21 protein-coding genes are annotated in these 20,424 nt (G+C 69.7%); 5 read left to right on the forward strand and 16 right to left on the reverse strand.

Annotated elements, in window-relative coordinates:
* Nucleotides 1-2: 2 nt before the first annotated feature.
* The 8 genes from EYW49_RS18880 to crcB form a co-directional block, all read right to left on the reverse strand.
* Nucleotides 3-680, reverse strand: a complete 678-nt coding sequence (locus EYW49_RS18880) for an HAD-IA family hydrolase (RefSeq protein WP_228259680.1) — start codon at nucleotides 678-680, stop codon at nucleotides 3-5.
* Nucleotides 681-771: 91 nt separating this feature from the next.
* Nucleotides 772-1,575: a phosphate ABC transporter ATP-binding protein PstB gene (gene pstB, locus EYW49_RS18885; protein WP_206365507.1), complete on the reverse strand. Its 804-nt coding sequence runs from the start codon at nucleotides 1,573-1,575 to the stop codon at nucleotides 772-774.
* A 24-nt stretch (nucleotides 1,576-1,599) separates the two neighbouring features.
* A complete protein-coding gene (gene pstA, locus EYW49_RS18890; RefSeq protein ID WP_131311188.1) occupies nucleotides 1,600-2,439 on the reverse strand; it encodes a phosphate ABC transporter permease PstA in 840 nt (279 codons plus the stop codon).
* 10 nt (nucleotides 2,440-2,449) lie between these two features.
* Entirely contained in the window at nucleotides 2,450-3,442 is a 993-nt protein-coding gene (gene pstC / locus EYW49_RS18895) for a phosphate ABC transporter permease subunit PstC (protein ID WP_165498333.1), read from the reverse strand.
* Between the two features lie 103 nt (nucleotides 3,443-3,545).
* A complete protein-coding gene (gene pstS / locus EYW49_RS18900) occupies nucleotides 3,546-4,604 on the reverse strand; it encodes a phosphate ABC transporter substrate-binding protein PstS (RefSeq protein ID WP_131311189.1) in 1,059 nt (352 codons plus the stop codon).
* Nucleotides 4,605-4,734: 130 nt separating this feature from the next.
* The gene (locus tag EYW49_RS18905) at nucleotides 4,735-5,673 is read right to left on the reverse strand and encodes an RluA family pseudouridine synthase (protein ID WP_131311190.1); all 939 of its coding nucleotides are present in this window, start codon (nucleotides 5,671-5,673) and stop codon (nucleotides 4,735-4,737) included.
* Nucleotides 5,674-5,690: 17 nt separating this feature from the next.
* On the reverse strand, nucleotides 5,691-6,698 hold the full coding sequence (locus tag EYW49_RS18910) for an RluA family pseudouridine synthase (RefSeq protein ID WP_131311191.1): 1,008 nt from the start codon (nucleotides 6,696-6,698) through the stop codon (nucleotides 5,691-5,693).
* 171 nt (nucleotides 6,699-6,869) lie between these two features.
* Nucleotides 6,870-7,283 carry a fluoride efflux transporter CrcB gene (crcB, locus tag EYW49_RS18915; RefSeq protein ID WP_131311192.1) on the reverse strand — a complete coding sequence of 138 codons (414 nt, stop codon included), beginning with the start codon at nucleotides 7,281-7,283 and terminating at the stop codon, nucleotides 6,870-6,872.
* Between the two features lie 723 nt (nucleotides 7,284-8,006).
* Between crcB and EYW49_RS18920 the strand changes: the two genes are divergently transcribed.
* Genes EYW49_RS18920 through EYW49_RS18935 form a run of 4 tightly spaced genes read left to right on the forward strand, consistent with a single transcriptional unit; the run spans nucleotide 8,007 to nucleotide 10,379 of the window.
* Nucleotides 8,007-8,636 carry an energy-coupling factor ABC transporter ATP-binding protein gene (locus EYW49_RS18920; protein ID WP_228259681.1) on the forward strand — a complete coding sequence of 210 codons (630 nt, stop codon included), beginning with the start codon at nucleotides 8,007-8,009 and terminating at the stop codon, nucleotides 8,634-8,636.
* Nucleotides 8,633-9,316, forward strand: a complete 684-nt coding sequence (locus EYW49_RS18925; RefSeq protein WP_131311194.1) for an energy-coupling factor transporter transmembrane component T family protein — start codon at nucleotides 8,633-8,635, stop codon at nucleotides 9,314-9,316. The genes EYW49_RS18920 and EYW49_RS18925 overlap by 4 nt, the downstream gene beginning before the upstream one ends.
* The gene (locus EYW49_RS18930) at nucleotides 9,303-9,932 is read left to right on the forward strand and encodes a biotin transporter BioY (RefSeq protein WP_131311195.1); all 630 of its coding nucleotides are present in this window, start codon (nucleotides 9,303-9,305) and stop codon (nucleotides 9,930-9,932) included. The genes EYW49_RS18925 and EYW49_RS18930 overlap by 14 nt, the downstream gene beginning before the upstream one ends.
* 24 nt (nucleotides 9,933-9,956) lie before the next feature.
* A complete protein-coding gene (locus EYW49_RS18935; protein ID WP_131311196.1) occupies nucleotides 9,957-10,379 on the forward strand; it encodes a GFA family protein in 423 nt (140 codons plus the stop codon).
* A gap of 25 nt (nucleotides 10,380-10,404) precedes the next feature.
* On the opposite strand, the gene EYW49_RS18940 is transcribed toward EYW49_RS18935, so the two are convergent.
* From EYW49_RS18940 to EYW49_RS18965, 6 genes are all read right to left on the reverse strand, one after another.
* Nucleotides 10,405-11,715 (reverse strand): replication-associated recombination protein A, encoded by a 1,311-nt coding sequence (locus EYW49_RS18940; RefSeq protein WP_131311197.1) that lies wholly within the window; start codon nucleotides 11,713-11,715, stop codon nucleotides 10,405-10,407.
* 459 nt (nucleotides 11,716-12,174) lie between these two features.
* Nucleotides 12,175-13,407 carry a CaiB/BaiF CoA transferase family protein gene (locus EYW49_RS18945; RefSeq protein WP_131311198.1) on the reverse strand — a complete coding sequence of 411 codons (1,233 nt, stop codon included), beginning with the start codon at nucleotides 13,405-13,407 and terminating at the stop codon, nucleotides 12,175-12,177.
* A gap of 13 nt (nucleotides 13,408-13,420) precedes the next feature.
* Nucleotides 13,421-14,632 carry an acyl-CoA dehydrogenase gene (locus tag EYW49_RS18950; protein ID WP_131311199.1) on the reverse strand — a complete coding sequence of 404 codons (1,212 nt, stop codon included), beginning with the start codon at nucleotides 14,630-14,632 and terminating at the stop codon, nucleotides 13,421-13,423.
* Between the two features lie 54 nt (nucleotides 14,633-14,686).
* The gene (gene amaB / locus EYW49_RS18955) at nucleotides 14,687-16,231 is read right to left on the reverse strand and encodes an L-piperidine-6-carboxylate dehydrogenase (protein ID WP_131311200.1); all 1,545 of its coding nucleotides are present in this window, start codon (nucleotides 16,229-16,231) and stop codon (nucleotides 14,687-14,689) included.
* Nucleotides 16,232-16,693: 462 nt separating this feature from the next.
* Nucleotides 16,694-18,088: a DegQ family serine endoprotease gene (locus tag EYW49_RS18960; protein WP_131311201.1), complete on the reverse strand. Its 1,395-nt coding sequence runs from the start codon at nucleotides 18,086-18,088 to the stop codon at nucleotides 16,694-16,696.
* A 210-nt stretch (nucleotides 18,089-18,298) separates the two neighbouring features.
* The gene (locus EYW49_RS18965; RefSeq protein WP_131311202.1) at nucleotides 18,299-19,051 is read right to left on the reverse strand and encodes an SDR family oxidoreductase; all 753 of its coding nucleotides are present in this window, start codon (nucleotides 19,049-19,051) and stop codon (nucleotides 18,299-18,301) included.
* Nucleotides 19,052-19,153: 102 nt separating this feature from the next.
* Between EYW49_RS18965 and EYW49_RS18970 the strand changes: the two genes are divergently transcribed.
* Nucleotides 19,154-19,612 carry a winged helix-turn-helix transcriptional regulator gene (locus tag EYW49_RS18970; RefSeq protein ID WP_131311203.1) on the forward strand — a complete coding sequence of 153 codons (459 nt, stop codon included), beginning with the start codon at nucleotides 19,154-19,156 and terminating at the stop codon, nucleotides 19,610-19,612.
* A 106-nt stretch (nucleotides 19,613-19,718) separates the two neighbouring features.
* Here EYW49_RS18970 and EYW49_RS18975 read toward each other — a convergent pair whose 3' ends face one another.
* Nucleotides 19,719-20,117, reverse strand: coding sequence for a hypothetical protein (locus EYW49_RS18975; protein ID WP_131311204.1), 399 nt, complete (start codon nucleotides 20,115-20,117; stop codon nucleotides 19,719-19,721).
* A 166-nt stretch (nucleotides 20,118-20,283) separates the two neighbouring features.
* A partial coding sequence (locus tag EYW49_RS18980; RefSeq protein WP_228259569.1) for an ATP-binding protein occupies nucleotides 20,284-20,424 on the reverse strand: 141 nt, incomplete at its 5' end.

The following is a 20,424-nucleotide window of genomic DNA, read 5'->3' on the forward strand; positions in this document are numbered from 1 at the left end:
GATCAGGCCCCGCGGGAAACGGCGAAGATCCGATCGAAGGTCGGCTCGAGTTCCGCGAAATCCGCGAGGATCGCGGCGGCGCCGGCGGCGGCGAGCGCCAACTTCGTCTGGTAGCCCCAAGCGACGCCGACCGCAACGATTCCGGCGGCCACCCCCATCTCGATGTCCCAATTGGTGTCGCCGAGCATCATCGCCCGCCCGGGAGCGATGCCGGTTTCGGCGAGCGCGGCGCGGATCATCGCCGGATGGGGCTTGGAGGGATGGTCGTCGGCGGTCTGGATGGTGACGAAGCGACCGTGGAGACGGTGGAGATCGAGGACGTTGGCGACGCCGCGGCGCGACTTGCCGGTGGCGAGGCCGAGGATGACGTCGTCACGCGCGGCGAAGGCGTCGAGGGCGGCGCGCGCGCCCGGATAGAGCGGCTCGTGGCGGCCGCCGCCGGCGCGCAGGTCGGCGAAGGCGGTCTTGTAGGAGCCGCACACCGCCGACACCGAGACTTCGGCGTCGCCGAGCAGGTGGGCGACGGCGCGGTCGAGCGACAGTCCGACGATCTCCAGCACCGCGACGCGCGGCGGCGGCGGCACACCATGGGCGGCGAAGGCGGCGGCCATGGCGTCGACGATCATGTGCTGGCTGTCGATCAGCGTGCCGTCGACGTCGAAGAGGAGGAGATGCTTCACCGGGTACGACCCTCGGGGTGGACGGAAAGACCGACGAGGCCGGCGGAAGATCCACCGGCCTCGCAAACGAACGGAAACGACACCGGACCGATCAGCCGAAGCGGCCGGTGATGTAGTCCTGGGTCTTCTGGTCCTTGGGCGCAACGAACATTTCCGAGGTCGGACCATATTCGAGCAGCTTGCCGAGCAGGAAGAAGGCGGTCTGATCGGAACAGCGGGCCGCCTGCTGCATGTTGTGGGTGACGATGACGATGGTGAACTCGCTCTTCAGCTCGTCGACCAGTTCCTCGATGCGGGCGGTCGAGATCGGGTCGAGGGCCGAGGTCGGCTCGTCGAGCAGGATCACTTCCGGCTTCACGGCGATGGTGCGGGCGATGCACAGACGCTGCTGCTGGCCGCCGGACAGACCGAGGGCGGAGGTGTGGAGCCGGTCCTTGACCTCGCCCCAGATCGCCGACTTGGTCAGGCACCATTCGATGCGGTTCTCGAGATCGGCCTTGGACATCCGCTCGTGCAGCCGGATGCCGTAGGCGATGTTGTCCCAGATGGTCATCGGGAACGGCGTCGGCTTCTGGAACACCATGCCGACGCGGGTGCGCACCACCGTCGACTTGGCCTTGGGATCGATCAGATTCTCGCCGTCGAGCAGCACCTTGCCGACCGCCCGCTGACCCGGATAGAGGTCGTACATGCGGTTGATGACGCGCAGCAGGGTCGACTTGCCGCAGCCGGAGGGGCCGATCATCGCGGTCACGCGACGGTCGGGCACGTCCATGTTGATGGCGTGGAGCGCCTGATTGTCACCGTAGAAGAAGTTGAGATCCTGGATGCGGATCTTCGGTTCGGCGTCGAGATCCAGGGCCGGGCGGCCGGTGGCGAGCACCATCTTGCCCATTTCGGTCGCGGACATGTTCATGGGTCAGGACCTCTTGACGCCCGCGAGCACCAGGCGGGACACGATGTTGAGGGTGAGCACCCCGACGGTGATGAGCAATGCGCCGGCCCAGGCGAGCGCCACCCATTCGTCGTAGGGACTTCCGGCATATTGATAGATCGCCAGCGGCAGGCTGGCCATGGGCTTCGTCATGTCGAAGGACCAGGACAGATTGCCGAGGGAGGTGAACAGGAGCGGCGCGGTCTCGCCGGCGGCGCGGGCGATCGCCAGCAGGATGCCGGTGACGATGCCGGCGCGCGCCGCACGCCACATCACCGAGGTGACCACCCGCCAATGGGGAGCGCCGAGGGCGAAGGCGGCCTCGCGCAGCGAGCCCGGCACCAGCCGCATCATGTCCTCGGTGGCGCGGACCACCACCGGCAGGATGACCACGGCCAGGGCCACCGCCCCGGCCCAGGCGGAGAAGCCGCCGAAGGGCAGGACGATCGCCTGATAGACGAACAGACCGATCAGGATCGACGGCGCCGACAGGAGCACGTCGTTGATGAAGCGGACGGTGCCGGCGATCTTCGACTTGGCGCCGAGTTCGGCGAGATAGGTGCCGGCCATGACGCCGATCGGCGCGGCGATCACCACCGCGATGATCACCTGGATCAGGGTCCCGATGATGGCGTTGGCGAGGCCGCCACCGCGGCCCGGCGGCAGGGTCGGTTGGGTGAAGACGCTGAACGACAGGGCCGACAGGCCGCGGATGAACAGCGTCCACAGGATCCAGGCGAGCAGCACCAGGACCATCAGGGCGAGGCCCGAGGCCACCACCTTGAGGACGGCGTCCTGCGCCATGCGGCGATTGAACAGGTTCATGCGGGCGCCCTCAATCGAGACGGCTGCGCACCAGCCAACGGGCCAGGGCGAGAACGAGGAAAGAGATCACGAACAGCGCGAAGCCGAGTTCGAGCAGCGCGTTGAGCTTGAGGCTGCCGGGGCCGGCCTCGGGGAACTCGTTGGCGATGGTCGAGGCGATCGAGGCGCCCGGGGCGAACAGCGAGGCCTTGATGCGGTTGGCGTTGCCGATGACGAAGGTCACCGCCATGGTCTCGCCGAGCGCCCGGCCGAGGCCGAGCATCATGCCGCCGACCAGGGCGGTGCGGCCGTAGGGCATCGAGATGTGGCGGAACACTTCCGAGGTGGTCGAGCCGACGCCGTAGGCGGCTTCCTTGAGCACCGGCGGCACCGATTCGATGATCTCGACGAACATCGCCGACATGAAGGGGACGATCATCAGCGCCAGGATCAGGCCGGCGGTGAGCACGCCGGTGCCCATCGGGGCGCCGGAGAACAGGATGCCGAGGACCGGGATCGGGCCGAGCACCGCGCCGAGGACCGGCTCGACCCATTCGGCCATCAGCGGCGCGACGACGAAGAAGCCCCACATGCCGAAGATGATCGAGGGCACCGCGGCGAGCAGCTGGATCGCCGTGCCGATGGTCCGGCGGGCGCCGACCGGCGCCACCTCGGTCAGGAAGAAGGTGATGCCGAAGGACACCGGCACGCCGATCACCACGGCGATCACCGCGGTCACCACCGTGCCGTAGAGCATCACCACGGCGCCGTAGCGGTCGGTCACCGGGTTCCAGTCGGAGGAGGTGAAGAAGCTCAGACCGTCGGCCGCGATGATCGGCCAGCCGCCGATGAAGAGTTGGAACAGAATGGCCCCGAGGACCACCAGGACGAGGGCGCCGGAGGCGATCAGGCCGGCCCGGAACACGTGGTCGATCGTCTGGCCGCCACCGGCGAAGATCGACGGCCGCTTCTCGAAGGAGGGGTCGGCGGACACGGCGAGGGTTTGATCGGACACGAAGGTCACCTCGTTCTGGACGACGGTCGCCCCGCGGGGGCGGCGGACGGATCGACGGCGCGTCGGACACGCCGAGGCGCGGGACCGGCAGGTCCCGCGCCGAGGCTCGACATCACTTGTAGACGGGCGCGCCCGATCCGTCCTTGATTTCCGCCTTCCAGGCCTTGCGGACGTCGTCCTGCACGGCGGCCGGCAGCGGAATGTAGTGGAGCTTCTCGGCGACGGCACCGCCGTCCTTGAACGCCCAGTCGAAGAACTTCATCACTTCGAGCGAAGCGGCGGTGTCCTTCGGGTCCTTGGGGAGCAGGATGAAGGTCGCCGAGACGATCGGCCAGGTGGTGTCGCCGGCGGTGTTGATCATCGACGCGGCGAAGTCCTTGGCGCCCTTCCAATCGGCGTTGGCGGCGGCTGCCTGGAAGGCCGGGACGGTCGGCGGCACGAACTTGCCGGCCTTGTTGCCGAGCTGCGTCGTGGTCAGGCCGTTGGCGGCGGCGTAGACGTATTCGACGTAGCCGATCGCGCCCTTGGCGTTCTTGACCGCGCCGGCGACACCGTCGTTGCCCTTGGCACCGGTACCGGCCGGCCACGACACCGACGTCGCGGCGCCGACCTTGCCCTTCCAATCCGCCGAAACGTCGGCGAGATAGGTGGTGTAGACGTAGGTGGTGCCCGAGCCATCCGAGCGGTAGACCGGCTGGATGGCCAGGTCGGGCAGCTTGATGTCGGGGTTCAGCTTGACGATCGCCGGGTCGTTCCACTTGGCGATCTTGCCGAGATAGATGTCGCCGAGGGTGGCGCCGTCGAGCTTGATCTCGTTGGGCTTGACGCCGTCGAGATTGACGATCAGCACGACCGAGCCGATCACCGCCGGGAACTGGAGGAGCTTGCCGTCGGCGAGCTGCTTGGACTCCATCGGCGCGTCGGAAGCGCCGAAATCGACGGTGCGGGCCAGGATCTGCTTCTGACCACCGCCCGAACCGATCGCCTGATAGTTCAGGCTCGATCCGGTCTTGGCCTTGTAGTCGGCGCTCCAGGCGGTGTAGGCGGGCGCCGGGAAGGTGGCGCCGGCGCCGGTGAAGTCGGTGGCCTGAGCAACACCCATCGAGGCGACGAAGCCGAGGGTGGTCAGGGCCAGCGTGAGGCGACGCTTCTGAGCGAACGCATTGAGCATGATGAATCCCCGTATCGGTTGCGCGCGCCGAGCGCGCGGACGGAACCGATGACCGGCCTCCGTCGGGGGGCACTTTCGTCATAAGTGATGACACTTGCGTGACGAAACTGAAACAGATCCGTCATAAATGTCACAACCCTCGGGTATCGGTTGTAGGAAACATCGATAAAAATACGGGTGGCAGCGCGGCCGAGACCTCGATCCGCCGGCCGTCGGGTCGCGAAAACCCGAGGCGCAGAGCGTGCAACATGAGGCGGGGTGCCGCGGCGGCGCGGCCATAGAGTCGATCGCCGAGGATCGGGTGACCGATCGCCGCCAGGTGCGCCCGCAACTGGTGCTGGCGTCCGGTGGCGGGCTCGAGCCGTACCAGGGCCGAGCGGCCATCGGGAGAGGTGCCCACCACTTCATATTCGGTGACCGCGGAAAGCCCGGCGGGATCGTCGGCGGCGACCGCCACCATCCGCCCGCCCTGCGGCGTCTCGCGCTTGGCCAGCGCGAGAGCGATGGTTCCCGCGGCAGGATCGGGGACGCCGGCGACCACCGCCATATAGGTCTTGGCGACGGTGCGGGCGGCGAAGGCCCGGCCGAGGCGGGCGGCGACGGCGCGGCTGCGAGCGGCGACCAGCACGCCGGAGGTGTCGCGGTCGAGGCGATGGACGAGCAGCGGCCGTTTGCCGCGGGCGTCGACGAGCTGGGCGAGCAGGCCGTCGAGGTCCTCGCCCGAGCGGGTACCGCCGTGCACCGGCAGGCCCGAGGGCTTGTCGAAGACGATCAGATCGTCGTCGGACCAGATGGTCATCGCCGCGAGCCGCGCCTCGATCGCGGCGCGGGCCGCCGGATCGATCGCCGGAGTCGCAGCGACGGCGGACGCGCCGGCGGGGCGCTCGGCGAGGCGGACGACCTGACCGGCGGCGAGCGGATCGGCGAGGCGGAAGGGCCGACCGTCGACGGTCAGGCGCCCGGACTTCAACAGCCCGGCGGCGGCGCCATGGGCGAGTTCGGGGCGATGGATGCGCAGGAAGCGATCGAGGCGCATGCCCTTCTCGCTGACGTGGACGGTGCGTTCCATGGGCGGTCGACCGAGGGTCAGTCCTCGATCGCCTCCTCGATCTCGGGATCGTAGGCCGAGGTGTCGAAGCCGAGCAGGTTCCACGACTGCTTCATGTGCGGCGGCAAGGGCGCGGTGACGTCGATGATTCCGCGTCCGCCGGGATGGGGCACGACGATGCGACGGGCGAGCAGATGCAGCTTGTTCTGCATGCCGCCCGGCAGTTCCCAATCCTTCTTGTCGAAGTATTTGGGGTCGCCGACGATCGGGTGGCCGATGTGGGCGGTATGGGCGCGCAATTGATGGGTGCGGCCGGTGGTCGGCTTGAGGCTCAGCCACGACAGGCTCTGAGCGGCCTGATCGACCACGGAATAGTGGGTCAGCGCATGGGCCGCTCCCTGTTCGCCGTGGCGGGCGACGCGCATCTTCTCGCCGTCGTTCTCCTCGTCCTTGGCGAGCCAGGTCGAGATCTTGCCCTGTCGGGGATGGGGCACGCCGGCGACCAGCGCCCAATAGATCTTGCGCGCCGAGCGCGAGCGGAAGGTCGCGGCCAAGGCCGCGGCGATCGACCGGCGCTTGGCGATCACCAGACAGCCGGCGGTGTCCTTGTCGAGCCGATGGACCAGACGCGGCACCTGACCCTTGGAGTCGATCAGGCTCTCCAGCATCGCGTCGACGTGGCGGGTGACGCCCGATCCGCCCTGGACCGACAGGCCGGCGGGCTTGTTCAGGACGATGACGTCGGCGTCTTCGAACAAGATGCGCGACTTCAGGAAGGCGGCGTCGCCCTCCTGCGCCGGCTGCTTGTCCGACTGGGGCCGGGCGCTCTCCTTGAGATCGGTCGGCAGCGGCGGCACGCGTACCATCTGACCCGGCATGACGCGGGCCGAGGTTTCGACGCGCTTGCCGTCGATGCGTACCTGTCCGGTCCGCGCGAGCTTCTGCAGCGCGCCGAAGGCGAGACCGGGATAATGAGCCTTGAACCAGCGGTCGAGGCGCATACCGGCCTCGTCCTCGCCGACGGTGATGGTTTCGACGATCGCCATGGAGTTCCTCGTGTGGCCCCCGTGATGGCGGAAAGCGGGGCCGCACGCAAGCACGGCGTGACCCGGCGGGCCGCTCGGACCCTCGGATCGCGCCGATTTGCGGCAATTTCGGCGGTTCGCGGGGGTCGACGGTAAGGGGGGCCGCTCGGAGGAGCGCCGGCGGCGTGGGTCTCAGGAGGCGAACATCGCCCGGGTGGCGGCGAGGGCGGCGACCAGGGCGAGGATCGACACGGCGACCGAGGCGGCGACGTAGCCGGTCGCGGCCAGGGTCGCGCCGCGCTGCCACAGCACCACGGCGTCGAGCGAGAAGGCCGAGAAGGTGGTGAAGCCACCGAGGATGCCGGTCATGAAGAACAGGCGGAAGGCGTCCGAGCCGGATCCGGCCTGACGGGTCATCAGCCAGCCGGCGAAGACCCCCATCACCAGCGAGCCGATCACGTTGATCGCCAGCGTCCCCCAGGGGAAATGCGGCCCGAAGGCGGAGAGCGCGGCGAGCGACACGCCGTAGCGGGCGACCGCACCGATACCGCCGCCGACGAAGACGAGGCACAGGAACTGGAGCTGGGTGGCGAGCGAGATCGGCATGGCGGACTCTGGGGTGGGCGGCGCGCGGTGGAGACATTTCAATGCACCGCAGCGGCGCGATTGTCACGATCCGAGCGCCGCCGAATCGTCACGGGAGCCGCGATCGCGGCGGGAACGGGGGGCCCTCGCGGCGCCGGCGACGTGTGGCGACGTGTGGCGACGTGTGGCGGGGTGTGGCCGGGTGTGGCCCGGGGTGTGGTCCGGGGCTCGGGTCGTCGGCCACGCCGGCCGTCCGAGATCGGCGGGCACGATCGCGCCGCGGCCCCTTCCCTTCTCCCCTCGCGGGAGAAGGTGGCCGAAGGCCGGATGAGGGGGCGGGCCCCTCCCCGACCGCCGGATTCGCGAGTCCGCCCGTTCACCGCCCGCGCACAGCCCCCTCATCCGCCCCTGCGGGGCACCTTCTCCCACCAGGGGAGAAGGGACGACCGCGGCGGCGGCGCGTGACCCGCAGGTCGCGCCCTGGCGGGTGGCGGGTCGCCCGGGTCGGGTGGAGGGCCGAAACGCTGCGCTGCGCGCGCCGGCCCTCCCCGCTTGACAGGCCCGGGGTTCGCCCACACACAGCATCGAACCGGGGCGGCGGCCGGACCGGTGGGAAGCAGGTCGACGATGAACCACACGGACCGATCCGAAGGCGGACCGAGACCCACGGCGGCGAGCCCGAGCACCGAGCGCCGGCAGACCATCGTCTTCGACGCCGTCTCCGTCGTTCGCGAAGGCCGGACCGTGCTCGACGGCCTTTCCCTCACGCTCACCGAGCGGCGGATCGGCATCGTCGGGCGCAACGGCTCGGGCAAATCGACGCTCCTGAAGAGCCTGATCGGGCTGGTGGCGCCGACCGAAGGCACGATCATCGTCGACGGGCGCGACAGCATCACCGACGCGCGGGCGATCCGCGCGGTGACCGGTTTCCTGTTCCAGAACCCCGACAACCAGATCGTCTTTCCGATCGTCGCCGAAGATCTCGCCTTCGGCCTGAAGAACCACGGCTTCGACCGAGCCCAGACCGCGGCGCGGGTCGACGCGGCGCTCGATCGGCTGGACATTCGCGCGCTCGGGCGTCGGCGCATCCACGAATTGTCGGGCGGCGAGAAACAGCTGGTGGCGCTCGCCGGTGTCCTGGCACTGGGGCCGAAGACCGTGCTGTTCGACGAGCCGACGTCGCAGCTCGATCTGCACAACCGCAACCGCTTCCGCGCCGTGCTGGCGGCGATGCCCGAACAGGCGGTGGTGGTCGCCCACGACCTCGAGCTGCTCGACGACTTCGACCGGGTCCTGGTGATCGACGCCGGGCGGATCGTCGCCGACGACCGGCCGAGCCGCGCGCTCGCCCTCTACCGGGAGCGCTCGGCATGATCGGCGGGATCGGGGCCGACGGCGCGAGCCCGCTCCATCGCCTGCCGGCCGGGTCGAAGCTCGCGGGGCTGGCGGTGATCGCCACGGCGTTGTTCTTCGTGGACGTGCCGGCGGTCCTGGCGATCGCGGCGGTGATCGGCGGGGCGGCGATGCTGTCGACCGGGCGGGCGCCGGCGCGGCTCGCCCGCGACCTCGCCCTGCCGGGGCTGGCGGTTGTCCTGGTCGGGCTCGCCGACGTGCTCCTGGTCGATGCCGCGACGGCGCTCGTCGCGGTGCTGCGGCTCGCAGCGCTCCTGTTCTTCGCCCAGGCGGTGACGCTGACCACCTCGACCGGCGAACTCGCCGACACCCTGGAGCGGGCGCTCGTGCCCTTCGATCGGCTCGGGCTGCTCGATGCGCCGCGCGTGGCGCTGACCCTGACGCTGGCGATCCGCTTCGTGCCGCTGATCGGCGCCGAGATCGCGGCGATCCGCGAGGCCCAGGCGGTGCGGGGGCTCGCCGGCCATCCGGTGGCGCTGGCGGTGCCGCTGATCGTCCGCATTCTGGTGCGCGCCGAAGAGATCGCCGACGCGATCGACGCCCGCGGCTTTCCTCCGCCGCGCGGCCCCGGCATACTCGCCGACCGCGCCGCGCCCTCCCCTGCCGTGCCGTCCGAGGATCTTCCCCATGACCACCCGTGACATCGGCCTCGTCGCCCTGTTCGCCGCCGTGATCGTCGCGCTCGGCGCCGTGCCGGCCTTCCCGCTCGCCGTCCTGCCGGTGCCGATCACCCTGCAGTCACTGGGGGTGATGCTCGCCGGTCTGGTGCTCGGGCCGAAGCGTGGCGCCGCGGCGCCGCTGGTGGTGATCGCCCTGGTGGCGATCGGCCTGCCGGTGCTGGCCGGCGGGCGCGGCGGGCTGGTGGTGTTCGCCGGGCCGACCGCGGGATTCCTGATCGGCTGGGTGCCGGCCGCCTTCGTCGCCGGCCTGCTGGCGATGCGGCTCGATCGCGACGGCACGCCGGCGCTGGTCCGTGCCCTCTCGGCGGTGCGCCTCAACGCGCTGACCCGGCCTCTCGCCCGAGGCGGCACCGGCACCGTGTCGCGGCTGCTCGGTCTGATCGCCGCGGCGTTGATCGGCGGCGTGGTGGTGGACTACGCCTTCGGCATCGTCTGGCTGGCCTTCGCCGCCAAGATCGGCCTCGCCAAGGCCTTCTACGGCTCGCTCGCCTTCATCCCCGGCGACATCGTCAAGGCGGTGATCGCGGCCCTGGTGACGCTCAAGGTCGGCGACGCCTATCGGCTGGACCGGCGCTGAGGCCGCGGCGCAAGGAGTTCAGCCATGAACGAAGAAGCGAAGATCCATGACGCCGCCTGTCACTGCGGCCGGGTGCGGTTCAGGGTTCGCCTGGCCGGGTTCGACACGATCCGCCGCTGTACCTGCAGCTATTGCCGGATGCGAGGCGCGATCGCCGTCTCCGCGCAGCGTGACGACGTCGCGTTCGTCGCCGGCGAAGACAATCTGTCGCTCTATCAATTCAATACCGGAACGGCGAAACACTATTTCTGCCGGACCTGTGGCATCTACACTCACCACCAGCGCCGATCGAACCCCAAGCTGTTCGGAATCAACGTCGCCTGTCTCGAAGGACACGGCCCCTTCGACTTCCCCGAAGTCGTGGTGATGGACGGCGTCAATCATCCGTCGGACACGTCGTCCGGTCCGCGCGTCGCCGGCGTGCTGCGGTTCGTCGCCTCCGAGTGACGGCGCGCCCTGACCGCGCTCGCCCTCACGCCCCGCCGCGCTCGCGGCGGAGCTTCGCCCACCAGTCGAGCCGCTTCTTGACCTCGCGCTCGAAGCCGCGTTCGGGCGGGTGGTAGAAGCTGTGGCGGCCGAGTTTCTCCGGGAAATAGTCCTGGCCGGAGAAGGCGTCGGGCTGATCGTGGTCGTAGAGATAGCCCTCGGAATAGCCCTCGGCCTTCATCAGCTTGGTCGGCGCGTTGAGGATGTGCTTCGGCGGCGGCAGCGAGCCGCCGTCCTTGGCGACCCGCATCGCCGCCTTGTAGGCGGTATAGACGGCGTTCGACTTGGGCGCTGTGGCGACATAGACCAGCGCCTGGGCGATCGCCAATTCGCCCTCCGGGCTGCCGAGGAAGTCGTAGGCGTCCTTGGCGGCATTGGCGATCACCAGGGCCTGGGGGTCGGCGAGGCCGACGTCCTCGACCGCCATGCGGACGATGCGGCGGGCGAGGAACAGGCCGTTCTCGCCGGCGTCGAGCATGCGCGCGAACCAGTAGAGCGCCGCGTCGGGATCGGAGCCGCGCACCGACTTGTGCAGGGCCGAGATCAGATTGTAGTGGCCGTCCTGGGTCTTGTCGTAGATCGGCGCGCGCCGCTGGACGATCTCCTGGAGCGTCGTGCCGTCGAAGGTCTCGCCGGGGGCGGCGGCGCGGATGACGTCTTCGGCCAGCGTCAGCGCGGCGCGGCCGTCGCCGTCGGCCATCCGCACCAGCATGGCGCGGGCCTCGGCGTCGAGCGGCAGCGGCCGGCCGAGATCGGCCTCGGCGCGCTCGACCAGCCGGGCGATCGCCGCCTCGTCGAGCGACTTGAACACCAGGACATGGGCGCGCGACAGGAGCGCGGCGTTGAGCTCGAAGGACGGGTTCTCGGTGGTGGCGCCGACCAGCACGATGGTGCCGTCCTCGACCACGGGCAGGAAACTGTCGAGCTGGGCGCGGTTGAAGCGATGGATCTCGTCGACGAACAGCAGCGTGCCGCGGCCGATCGCCCGGCGGCCGCGCGCCGCCTCGAAGACCTTCTTGAGATCGGCGACGCCGGTGAAGATCGCCGAGACCTGTTCGAACTCGAGCTCGGTCTCATCCGCCAACAGACGGGCGACGGTGGTCTTGCCGGTGCCGGGCGGGCCCCAGAAGATCAGACTTCCGAGGCTGCCGGAGCGCAACATCCTGCTGATCGCGCCGTCGGGGCCGACGAGATGGTCCTGGCCGACGACCTCGGCGAGCTTCTGCGGCCGCAGCCGATCGGCGAGCGGGCGCGGCGCGGCGCGCTCCAATCCGGCGGCGGCGAAGAGATCGGTCATCGACAGGCCCTCGATCGGCGGCGCGACGCCGCTCGCCCCTCATATAGCGCGATCCGGCGCGCGGGGCGCCTGTCGTGGTGGGACCGGTGATCCACAGTGTCGGCGTTTCGTCCGACGCCGCCGCATCCGCGAGACAATGCCATGCGTATCGGGTCCGCGGACGGGGCTGACGGACCCGGGCTGCCTTGCGAGGCCGCTGCCACCTCGTCCCCCTCCCCCTCGAGGGGGAGGGACAGGGAGGGGGGGGGGGGGGGGGGGGCCCCCCCCGCGCCGACGACCGCCGTGAACGACGAAAGGCCGAGCCCCCCTCTCAGTCTCTCCCCCCCGAAAGGGAGAGGACGCTGCGGAGAGCGTCGTCGTGCCCCTCGGCGCCGGCAATCGTCGCCACGTCGCAGGAGCCGAGCGGGTCATTGCGCGAAGGTACTGGCCCCGGCAACCCATCCCCCTCCCCGCCCCGGCTCACGCCGCCGGCGCGCGGCCGATCACCCCGGCGGCGGCGAGGCGCTCGATCTCGTCGGGGCCGTGGCCGAGGCGGGCGAGGATCGCCGCGGTGTCGGCGCCGAGGCGCGGCGCGGCGCGGTCCTGGACCAGGGGCGTGTCGGACAGCCGGATCGGGTTGCGGATCGACGGGATCGATCCGGCCGCGGCAAGGGGCTCGGCGAGGTCCATCTTCAGGGCGCGGGCGGCGACCTGCGGGTCGGCGAAGACCTCGGCGACCGAGTTGATCGGCCCGGCCGGCACGTGCACCGCCTCGAGTTTTCCCAACAATTCGGCGCGGTGGAAGCGGCGGGTCGCCTCCTCGAGCAGCGGCACCAGTTCGGCGCGATCGGCGACGCGGGCGGCGTTGTGGACGAAGCGCGGGTCGAAGGCGAGGTCCTCGAGGTCGAGGATGGCGCAGAAGTCGCGCCATTGGCGGTCGTTGCCGGTGGCCACCACGATGTGGCCGTCGGCGACCGGGAAGACCTGATAGGGCACGATGTTGGGGTGGGCATTGCCCATGCGGTGCGGGGTCGTGCCGGAGACGAGATAGTTCATGCCCTGATTGGCGAGCATGGCGACCATCGTGTCGAGCAGCGCCAGGTCGATCGACTGGCCGCGGCCGGTGCGCTGGCGCGCGGCGAGCGCCGCCTGGATGGCGATCACCCCGTGCAGGCCGGCGAAGAGATCGGCGACCGCGACGCCGACCTTGGTCGGCTCGCCGTCGGCGGCGCCGGTCAGGTCCATGTAGCCGCCGAGCCCCTGGATCATGAAGTCGTAGCCGGCGCGCGCCGCATCCGGGCCGGTCTGGCCGAAACCGGTGATCGAGCAATAGATCAGCTTGGGATTGAGCGCCGACAGGGTGTCCCAGTCGAGCCCGTACTTCACCAGCCCGCCGACCTTGAAGTTCTCGATCACCACGTCGGCATCGGCGGCGAGCGCGCGGACGATCGCCGCGCCCTCGGGCTTTTCGAAATCGACGGCGATCGAGTGCTTGCCGCGGTTGCAGGCGTGGAAATAGGCCGCGCCGAGATCGCCGCCGTCCTTGGCGGCGACGAAGGGAGGGCCCCAGTGGCGGGTGTCGTCGCCGGTGACCGGGCGTTCGATCTTGATCACTTCGGCACCGAGGTCGGCGAGCGTCTGGCCGACCCAGGGGCCGGCGAGGACGCGGGCGAGTTCGAGCACCTTGAGGCCGGCGAGCGGAGCGGTGGTCATCGGACTTTTCCCCTCAGAAGAACGCCTGGATGCCGGTCTGGGCGCGACCGAGGATCAGCGCATGGACGTCGTGCGTGCCCTCGTAGGTGTTGACCGTCTCCAGGTTCTGGGCGTGGCGCATCACATGATATTCGATCTGGATGCCGTTGCCGCCGTGCATGTCGCGGGCGGTCCGGGCGATGTCGAGGGCCTTGCCGCAGTTGTTGCGCTTGACCAACGAGATCATCTCCGGGGCCATGCGGCCCTCTTCGAACAGCCGCCCGACCCGGAGCGAGGCCTGGAGGCCCAGCGCGATCTCGGTCTGCATGTCGGCGAGCTTCTTCTGGACCAACTGGGTGGCGGCGAGCGGCCGGCCGAACTGTTTGCGGTCGAGGGTGTATTGCCGGGCGCGGTGCCAGCAGTCCTCGGCCGCCCCCATCACCCCCCAGGAGATGCCGTAGCGGGCGCGGTTGAGGCAGCCGAACGGACCCTTGAGCCCCGAGACGTGGGGCAGCAGCGCGTCGTCGGGAACGACCACGCCGTCCATGACGATCTCGCCGGTGATCGAGGCGCGCAAGCTGAGCTTGCCGCCGATCTTCGGCGCCGAGAGGCCCTTCAGGCCCTTGTCCAGCACGAAGCCGCGGATCGCCCCGTCATGGGCGGCGGATTTCGCCCAGACCACGAAGACGTCGGCGATCGGCGCGTTGGAGATCCACATCTTGGTGCCGGTCAGCCGATAGCCGTCGGCGACCTTCTCGGCGCGGGTGGTGAGCGAGCCGGGATCGGAGCCGGCATCGGGCTCGGTCAGGCCGAAGCAGCCGACCCATTCGCCGGAGGCGAGTTTCGGCAGATACTTGGCCTTCTGCGCGTCCGACCCGTAGGCCTCGATCGGGTACATCACCAAGGACGACTGCACACTCATCATCGAGCGGTAGCCGGAATCGACCCGTTCGATCTCGCGGGCGACCAGACCATAGGCGACATAGCCGGCGCCGGCGCCGCCGAAGTCCTCGGCGACGGTGACGCCGAGCAGACCGAGTTCACCCATCTCGGTGAAGATCGAGCGGTCGGTGGTCTCGGCGAGATAGGCGTCGGCGACGCGCGGGGCGAGCCGATCCTGGGCATAGGCGCGGGCGGTGGCGGCGATCAGCCGCTCGTCCTCGGTCAGTTGATCGTCGAAGAGGAAGGGGTCGTCCCATCGGAACGATCCGCCGCCCTCCGGTTTCGCGTGGCGCCCACCGGTCATGTCGTCTCCTCCCAGAAACTTCGTGTTCTCGTTGCCTCCCGGCCTCCCCGCCGGTCAGCTCTCGACGTCGAACCGTACGCCTTGGGCGAGCGGCAGCGACTTCGAGTAGTTGATGGTGTTGGTGGCGCGGCGCATGTAGGCCTTCCACGAATCCGAACCCGCCTCGCGGCCGCCGCCGGTCTCCTTCTCGCCGCCGAAGGCGCCGCCGATCTCGGCGCCCGAAGGGCCGATGTTGACGTTGGCGATGCCGCAGTCGGAGCCGACCGCCGAGACGAACAGTTCGGCCTCGCTGAGGTCGTTGGTGAACACCGACGACGACAGGCCCTGGGGCACGGCGTTGTTGAGCTTCAGCGCCACTTCGAACTTGGTGTAGCGCATCACGTAGAGGATCGGCGCGAAGGTCTCCTCGACCACCGGGCCGGCTTGGCTCGGCATCTCGACCAGGGCCGGGGCGACGTAGAAGCCGCCCTCGCAGCCCGGCACGTTGACCCGGCCGCCGCCGGTGACCGTGCCGCCGGCGTCGCGGGCGGCCTGGAGGGCGCGCTGCATGGCGTCGAAGGCCGCCTTGTCGATCAGCGGACCGACCAGGGTGTCGGGTTTCGACGGGTCGCCGATGGTCACCGAGCCATAGGCGCGGCGCAGGCGGGTGACCAGGGTGTCATAGATCGAATCGTGGACGAACAGGCGGCGCAGCGAGGTGCAGCGCTGGCCGGCGGTACCGATCGCCGAAAAGGCGATGGCGCGCAGGGCCAGATCGAAATCGGCCGAGGGGCAGACGATCGCCGCGTTGTTGCCACCGAGTTCGAGAATCGCGCGGGCGAAGCGGCGGGCGAGCTTGGGGCCGACCACCCGGCCCATCGCCGTCGAGCCGGTCGCCGAGACCACCGGGACGCGCTCGTCGGAGACCAGGATCTCGCCGATCTGGCGGGCGCCGATCACCAACTCCAGCAGGCCGTCGGGCGCTTCGCCGCCGCCGGCGCGGAAACGGGCGACGGCGCGCGCGACGAGAGCCGAGACCGCCAGCGCGGTCAGCGGGGTCTTCTCCGAGGGCTTCCACACCACCGAATTGCCGCAGACGAAGGCCAGCGCGGCGTTCCACGACCACACCGCCACGGGGAAATTGAAGGCCGAGATGATCCCGGTGACCCCGAGCGGATGCCAGGTCTCCATCATGCGGTGGCCGGGGCGTTCGGTGGCGATGGTCAGGCCGTAGAGCTGGCGCGACAGGCCGACGGCGAAGTCGCAGATGTCGATCATCTCCTGGACCTCGCCCTGGCCCTCGGAGGCGATCTTGCCGACCTCGAGGGTCACCAGCCGGCCGAGCGCCGGCTTGGCGGCCCGGAGTTCCTCGCCGAGCAGACGCACCAGTTCGCCGCGCTTGGGCGGCGGCACCGTCCGCCAGATCTTGAAGGCGGCATGCGCCCGTTCGATCGCGGCTTCCGCCTCTTCCGTCTCGTGCTCGACCACCCGGCCGATCTCCTCGCCGGTGATCGGCGAGGTGACGGGAAGCGAACCACCGGTGTGGAGGGCGGCGTCGACGCCGAGCGAGCCGAGGAGTTCACGAACCTCGGCGGCGAGCGTCGGATGGACGGCGGGCATGGGGGGTCCTCACGTGATGATGATGGCCGCTCCCGTCACCGGTTCGGCCGCGGCGTCGGGTGGGTCGTGGACGGTCGGCCCGATCCGCCCGGGCAGAAGCGACGATTTGTCATGACGTCATGACTTTTCGGAATGACTCGGGGCTTCGGGCGGGTCCGGACGGCAGGCGCGGCCCGGAAAGGCGCACACCCGACGCTGCGGAGTGTCGTGCGCCCGGCCGCGGGTTTCAAGGCCGCTTTCCGGTGGGTGCGTCGATTGGTGAACCGATTCGAACGTCGGCGCCGGTCGGATGCGGGCGGCCGGCCGGCCGCGCGGGTTCCGGGCGCCCGTCGTCGGCATGCTTTCCGGGAGCGTCGGCTCGGCTATGCCGACCGCTCCTCCTCCGGCCCTGCGCTGACGCTCCGGGCGTTCGTCGCTGCCGACGCTCCACCGGAGCGTCGGCTCGGCTGCGCCGACCGCTCCTCACCCACGGAACGCCAGGCGCACCAGTTGGCCGTCGCGCTTGACCACCAGACGCCACAGACCGGGATCGCTCTGGGCGACGCGGGCCAGCGTCGCCGTACGGTCGATGCGGGTGCCATTGATCTCGACCACGAAGTCGCCCTTCTGGAAGCCGACGCGGGCGGCCGGTGAACCGGGGGCGACGTCGCGCACCACCACGCCCTCGGCGTCGAAGGGCAGGCGCAGTTCCTCGGCGACCGCCGGCGACAAATTGACGACCGTGGTCCCGGCGAAGGGCGAGGCGCCCTCGATCACCCGCTCGTCGCGCGGCACCGTCTCGGGGGCGGCGAGCGCGGCGATCTCGATCTGTTGCGTCGCCTTACCGCGGCGGATCGTCACCTTGGCGGTGCCGCCGAGCGGGCGGGTGCCGAAGCGGAAACCGAAGCCGTCGGGATCGTCGACGTCGTGGCCGTCGATGGTCAGCAGCAGATCGCCGATCTTCAATCCCGCCTTGGCGGCCGGGCCGCCGGGGATCAGGCCGGCGATCAGGGCGCCGCGCGGCCGATCGAGGCCGAGGGTCTCGGCGACGTCGGCGGTGACGTTCTGCAGCGTCGCCCCGAGCCAGGGCCGGCGCACCACGTTGCCGGTCTTGGCCTGTTCGACGACGAATTTGACGATGGTCGCGGGGATCGCGAAGCCGATGCCGATCGAGCCGCCGGAGCGCGAATAGATCGCCGAGGGCACGCCGACCAGACGGCCCTGGAGATCGACCAGGGCGCCGCCGGAATTGCCGGGATTGATCGCCGCATCGGTCTGGATGAAGAACTGGTAGTCGGCAACCCCGACCTGGGTGCGGGCCAGCGCCGAGACGATGCCCTGCGTCACCGTCTGGCCGACGCCGAAGGGATTGCCGATCGCCAGCACCAGATCGCCGACCTGAAGGGTCTCGCTGTCGCCGATTTCGGCGACCGGGTAGTCGCCCTTCTCGCGGATCTTGATCACCGCGAGGTCGGTGCGCTCGTCCTTCAGCACCACGTCGGCTTCGAACTCGCGGCGGTCGGCGAGCGCCACCTTGACGTCCGTTGCGTCCTTGATGACGTGGTGGTTGGTGACGATCAGACCGGTGCGGTCGATGATCGTGCCCGAGCCGAGCGAGGATTCCATCCGCGCCGGCGGCACACCGCGCCCGCCGAAGAACTGGCGGAACAGGGGGTCGGCGAACAGCGGATTGACCTGGGCCTCGACCTTGCGGCTGGCATAGACGTTGACGACCGCCGGCGCGACCTGACGCACCACCGGCGCGAAGGACAGCGCGACCTGGGCGCGGGATTCGGGCACCACCGGTTGGGCGAGAGCCGGGACCGCGGCGAGGACGGCGAGAGCGGTCACGAAGAGGATCTGCACCTTAGTCTTCATCGAAACGATTCTCCGACTTCTGCCCGGGATCACGAGATGCCACGCCTGGGCGTGCCCGTCGATCCCTCCTCTCCTGCACCGTCCTCGTGGCGAAAAAGGGAAGGCCCGGGCGTCGATCGCCCGGGCCGTCGCGCACTCGCAGAAACCGGAGCCGAGGCGTTTCGACCGGCCCCGATCCCGAAATCGCCGGCTCCGTCGCCGCTGCGTCCCTCACAACTCGGCGAGCACCTCGAAGATCTCCTCGACCTTGCCGTTCTCCGCGGCGAAGCGCATCGGCCGGCAGCGCTCGACGATGATCTCCGGCGGGGTCGGCACGCGGCCGAGCAGGGCCACCACCTCGGCGAGGAAGTCTGCGAGCGGCATGGCGCGGGGGTCGGACGCCTGACGTTCGCCCTGGAGCGTGGTCTGGACATAGGGCGGGGCGATCTCGATCACCTCGACCGAGGTGTCGCGGAGCTGGCGCCGCAGGCACAGGGTCCAGGAATGCAGCGCCGCCTTGGTCGCACAATAGGTCGGCGTCGACAGCTTCGGAACGAAGGCGAGCCCGGAGGTCACGGTGAGGATCGTGGCCTTCGGTCGCGTGAGCAGGTGCGGCAGCAGGGCCGCGGTCAGCCGGAGCGGTCCGAGCAGATTGGTCGCGATCGTCGCCTCGGCGTCGGCGAGCCATGTCGGGCCGGCGAGGAAGCTCTCGTCGCTCATCATCCCGGCATTGTGGAGCACGGTGTCGAGGTCGGGATGGTCGGCGAGGATCCGCTCGGCGAAAGCGGCGATCGAAGCGGGATCGGCGATGTCGAGTTCCAGCGCCACCAGGCCCGGGAGGGCGGCGGTGGCGGCGGCGAGCGAGGTCCGGCTGCGGCCGGCGATGATCACCCGATTGCCGCGTTCGTGAAACGCCTTCACCAGACCGAAGCCGATGCCGGTGGCGCCGCCGGTGACGAGAATGGTTCTGCCGGTCATGTCCATGAGGTCTACTCCTGAGGGATTGCGTGGAGAGACGTTAGGCCCCATGCTCTCTTTTGGAAAGTAGGCACCGTTGAGTTCCATAGTCACCTGAGGGAGAGTGTCATGACCGACACGGCCGAACGGATCACGCCACCCACCGTCACCGTCGGTGCCGCCTGTGCGGCGGCGGAACCGGCCGAGGGCTGCTCGCCGACCGCCCCCCGGGCGGAGGCGATCGATCCGGCCGTCGAGGCGCTGGTGCGCGACGTCATCGCCCAGGTCGCCGACAAGTGGACGATGCTGGTGCTGGAGATCCTCGAGGAGCGCGGCACCCTGCGCTTCACCGAGATCGGCCGGGCGGTCGGCGACATCAGCCAGAAGATGCTGACCAAGACCCTGCGCGAGATGGAACGCAGCGGGCTGGTCACGCGCACCGTCCATCCGGTGGTGCCGCCGCACGTCGACTATGCGCTGACCGACCTCGGTCACACGCTCGGCGAAGCATTCTGCGGCGTCTGGATCTGGGCGGAGGCCAACCGCGCCCGGATCGAGGCAGCCAAGGCGGCGTTCGACGCAAAATGAAACACCCGGGCGTCGGCCCGGGTGTCGCAGAATTCGCAGGTCGTGCGGCATCGCGGTCGACGAACTCGATCACGCCGACGGCGGCGGCCGGCCCAGATCGCTCGGATCAATGGCAACCGGCAGTGCCGGGGATCGCTTCGCCGGTCTCTTCGGAAACGATGCAGGAATGCCCGAGTTCACCGTCGGGAACCGGAACCCCGCGCAGCAACAGAAAGCGCACGGAGTTCGCTCCGTACATGCCGCCCGGGAAGCGAATCTTCCGCCGAATGAGATATTCGCCGGACGGATTGCGCGCCAGCGCACCCTGGTCCAACAGTTGTGCGACGCCCGCGAGGCCGGGCAGGACGTCATAGACCAGCGGTGGATGACTGGCGACGACCGTCGCCGGGTCGATCGGGACGATTCCGCCGGGATAGGCCCAGCCCACCTGTTGCGCCAGCGTGGCGTCCGTAACCTCGAACAGTCGGCCACCGAAACTCTTGAACGACTGCGATGGACTGGTCACCGTGATGCTCGACCGTCCTTCGCGAGGGATCACCTCCAGAGCACCCGACGGCACTTTCACTGCGCGCTTCGCTGAATCCGGACAGCCATTCCGCTAATTCCCGGACAGCGTTTCCGCTAAAGTCCGGACAGTTTTGACGGGGTGGTCCTCGGGTGCCTCGTTTTCGTCAGGGGTTATAGGTTTCGCCGTTTTCGGCGGGGGTCAAGAGGGGCGAGGCCCTTTGCTTGCGCATGCTGTCGCCGGCCAGTTCGATGCGGTGGGCGTTGTGGACGAGGCGGTCGAGCACGGCGTCGGCGACGGTATTGTC

It is taken from the genome of Siculibacillus lacustris, assembly GCF_004328075.1.
GTDB lineage: Bacteria > Pseudomonadota > Alphaproteobacteria > Rhizobiales > Ancalomicrobiaceae > Siculibacillus > Siculibacillus lacustris.

Bases quoted from the DNA above. Each gene is read 5' to 3' on its own strand.
- EYW49_RS18930 (WP_131311195.1), top strand. From the start codon at position 9,303: ATGACCACCCGTGACATCGGCCTCGTCGCCCTGTTCGCCGCCGTGATC.
- EYW49_RS18925 (WP_131311194.1), top strand. From the start codon at position 8,633: ATGATCGGCGGGATCGGGGCCGACGGCGCGAGCCCGCTCCATCGCCTG.
- EYW49_RS18965 (WP_131311202.1), bottom strand. From the start codon at position 19,051: ATGGACATGACCGGCAGAACCATTCTCGTCACCGGCGGCGCCACCGGC.
- EYW49_RS18945 (WP_131311198.1), bottom strand. From the start codon at position 13,407: ATGACCACCGCTCCGCTCGCCGGCCTCAAGGTGCTCGAACTCGCCCGC.
- pstB (WP_206365507.1), bottom strand. From the start codon at position 1,575: ATGGGCAAGATGGTGCTCGCCACCGGCCGCCCGGCCCTGGATCTCGAC.
- EYW49_RS18910 (WP_131311191.1), bottom strand. From the start codon at position 6,698: ATGGCGATCGTCGAAACCATCACCGTCGGCGAGGACGAGGCCGGTATG.
- pstS (WP_131311189.1), bottom strand. From the start codon at position 4,604: ATGCTCAATGCGTTCGCTCAGAAGCGTCGCCTCACGCTGGCCCTGACC.
- pstA (WP_131311188.1), bottom strand. From the start codon at position 2,439: ATGAACCTGTTCAATCGCCGCATGGCGCAGGACGCCGTCCTCAAGGTG.
- crcB (WP_131311192.1), bottom strand. From the start codon at position 7,283: ATGCCGATCTCGCTCGCCACCCAGCTCCAGTTCCTGTGCCTCGTCTTC.
- EYW49_RS18935 (WP_131311196.1), top strand. From the start codon at position 9,957: ATGAACGAAGAAGCGAAGATCCATGACGCCGCCTGTCACTGCGGCCGG.
- EYW49_RS18905 (WP_131311190.1), bottom strand. From the start codon at position 5,673: ATGGAACGCACCGTCCACGTCAGCGAGAAGGGCATGCGCCTCGATCGC.
- EYW49_RS18960 (WP_131311201.1), bottom strand. From the start codon at position 18,088: ATGAAGACTAAGGTGCAGATCCTCTTCGTGACCGCTCTCGCCGTCCTC.
- EYW49_RS18970 (WP_131311203.1), top strand. From the start codon at position 19,154: ATGACCGACACGGCCGAACGGATCACGCCACCCACCGTCACCGTCGGT.
- amaB (WP_131311200.1), bottom strand. From the start codon at position 16,231: ATGCCCGCCGTCCATCCGACGCTCGCCGCCGAGGTTCGTGAACTCCTC.
- EYW49_RS18940 (WP_131311197.1), bottom strand. From the start codon at position 11,715: ATGACCGATCTCTTCGCCGCCGCCGGATTGGAGCGCGCCGCGCCGCGC.
- EYW49_RS18950 (WP_131311199.1), bottom strand. From the start codon at position 14,632: ATGACCGGTGGGCGCCACGCGAAACCGGAGGGCGGCGGATCGTTCCGA.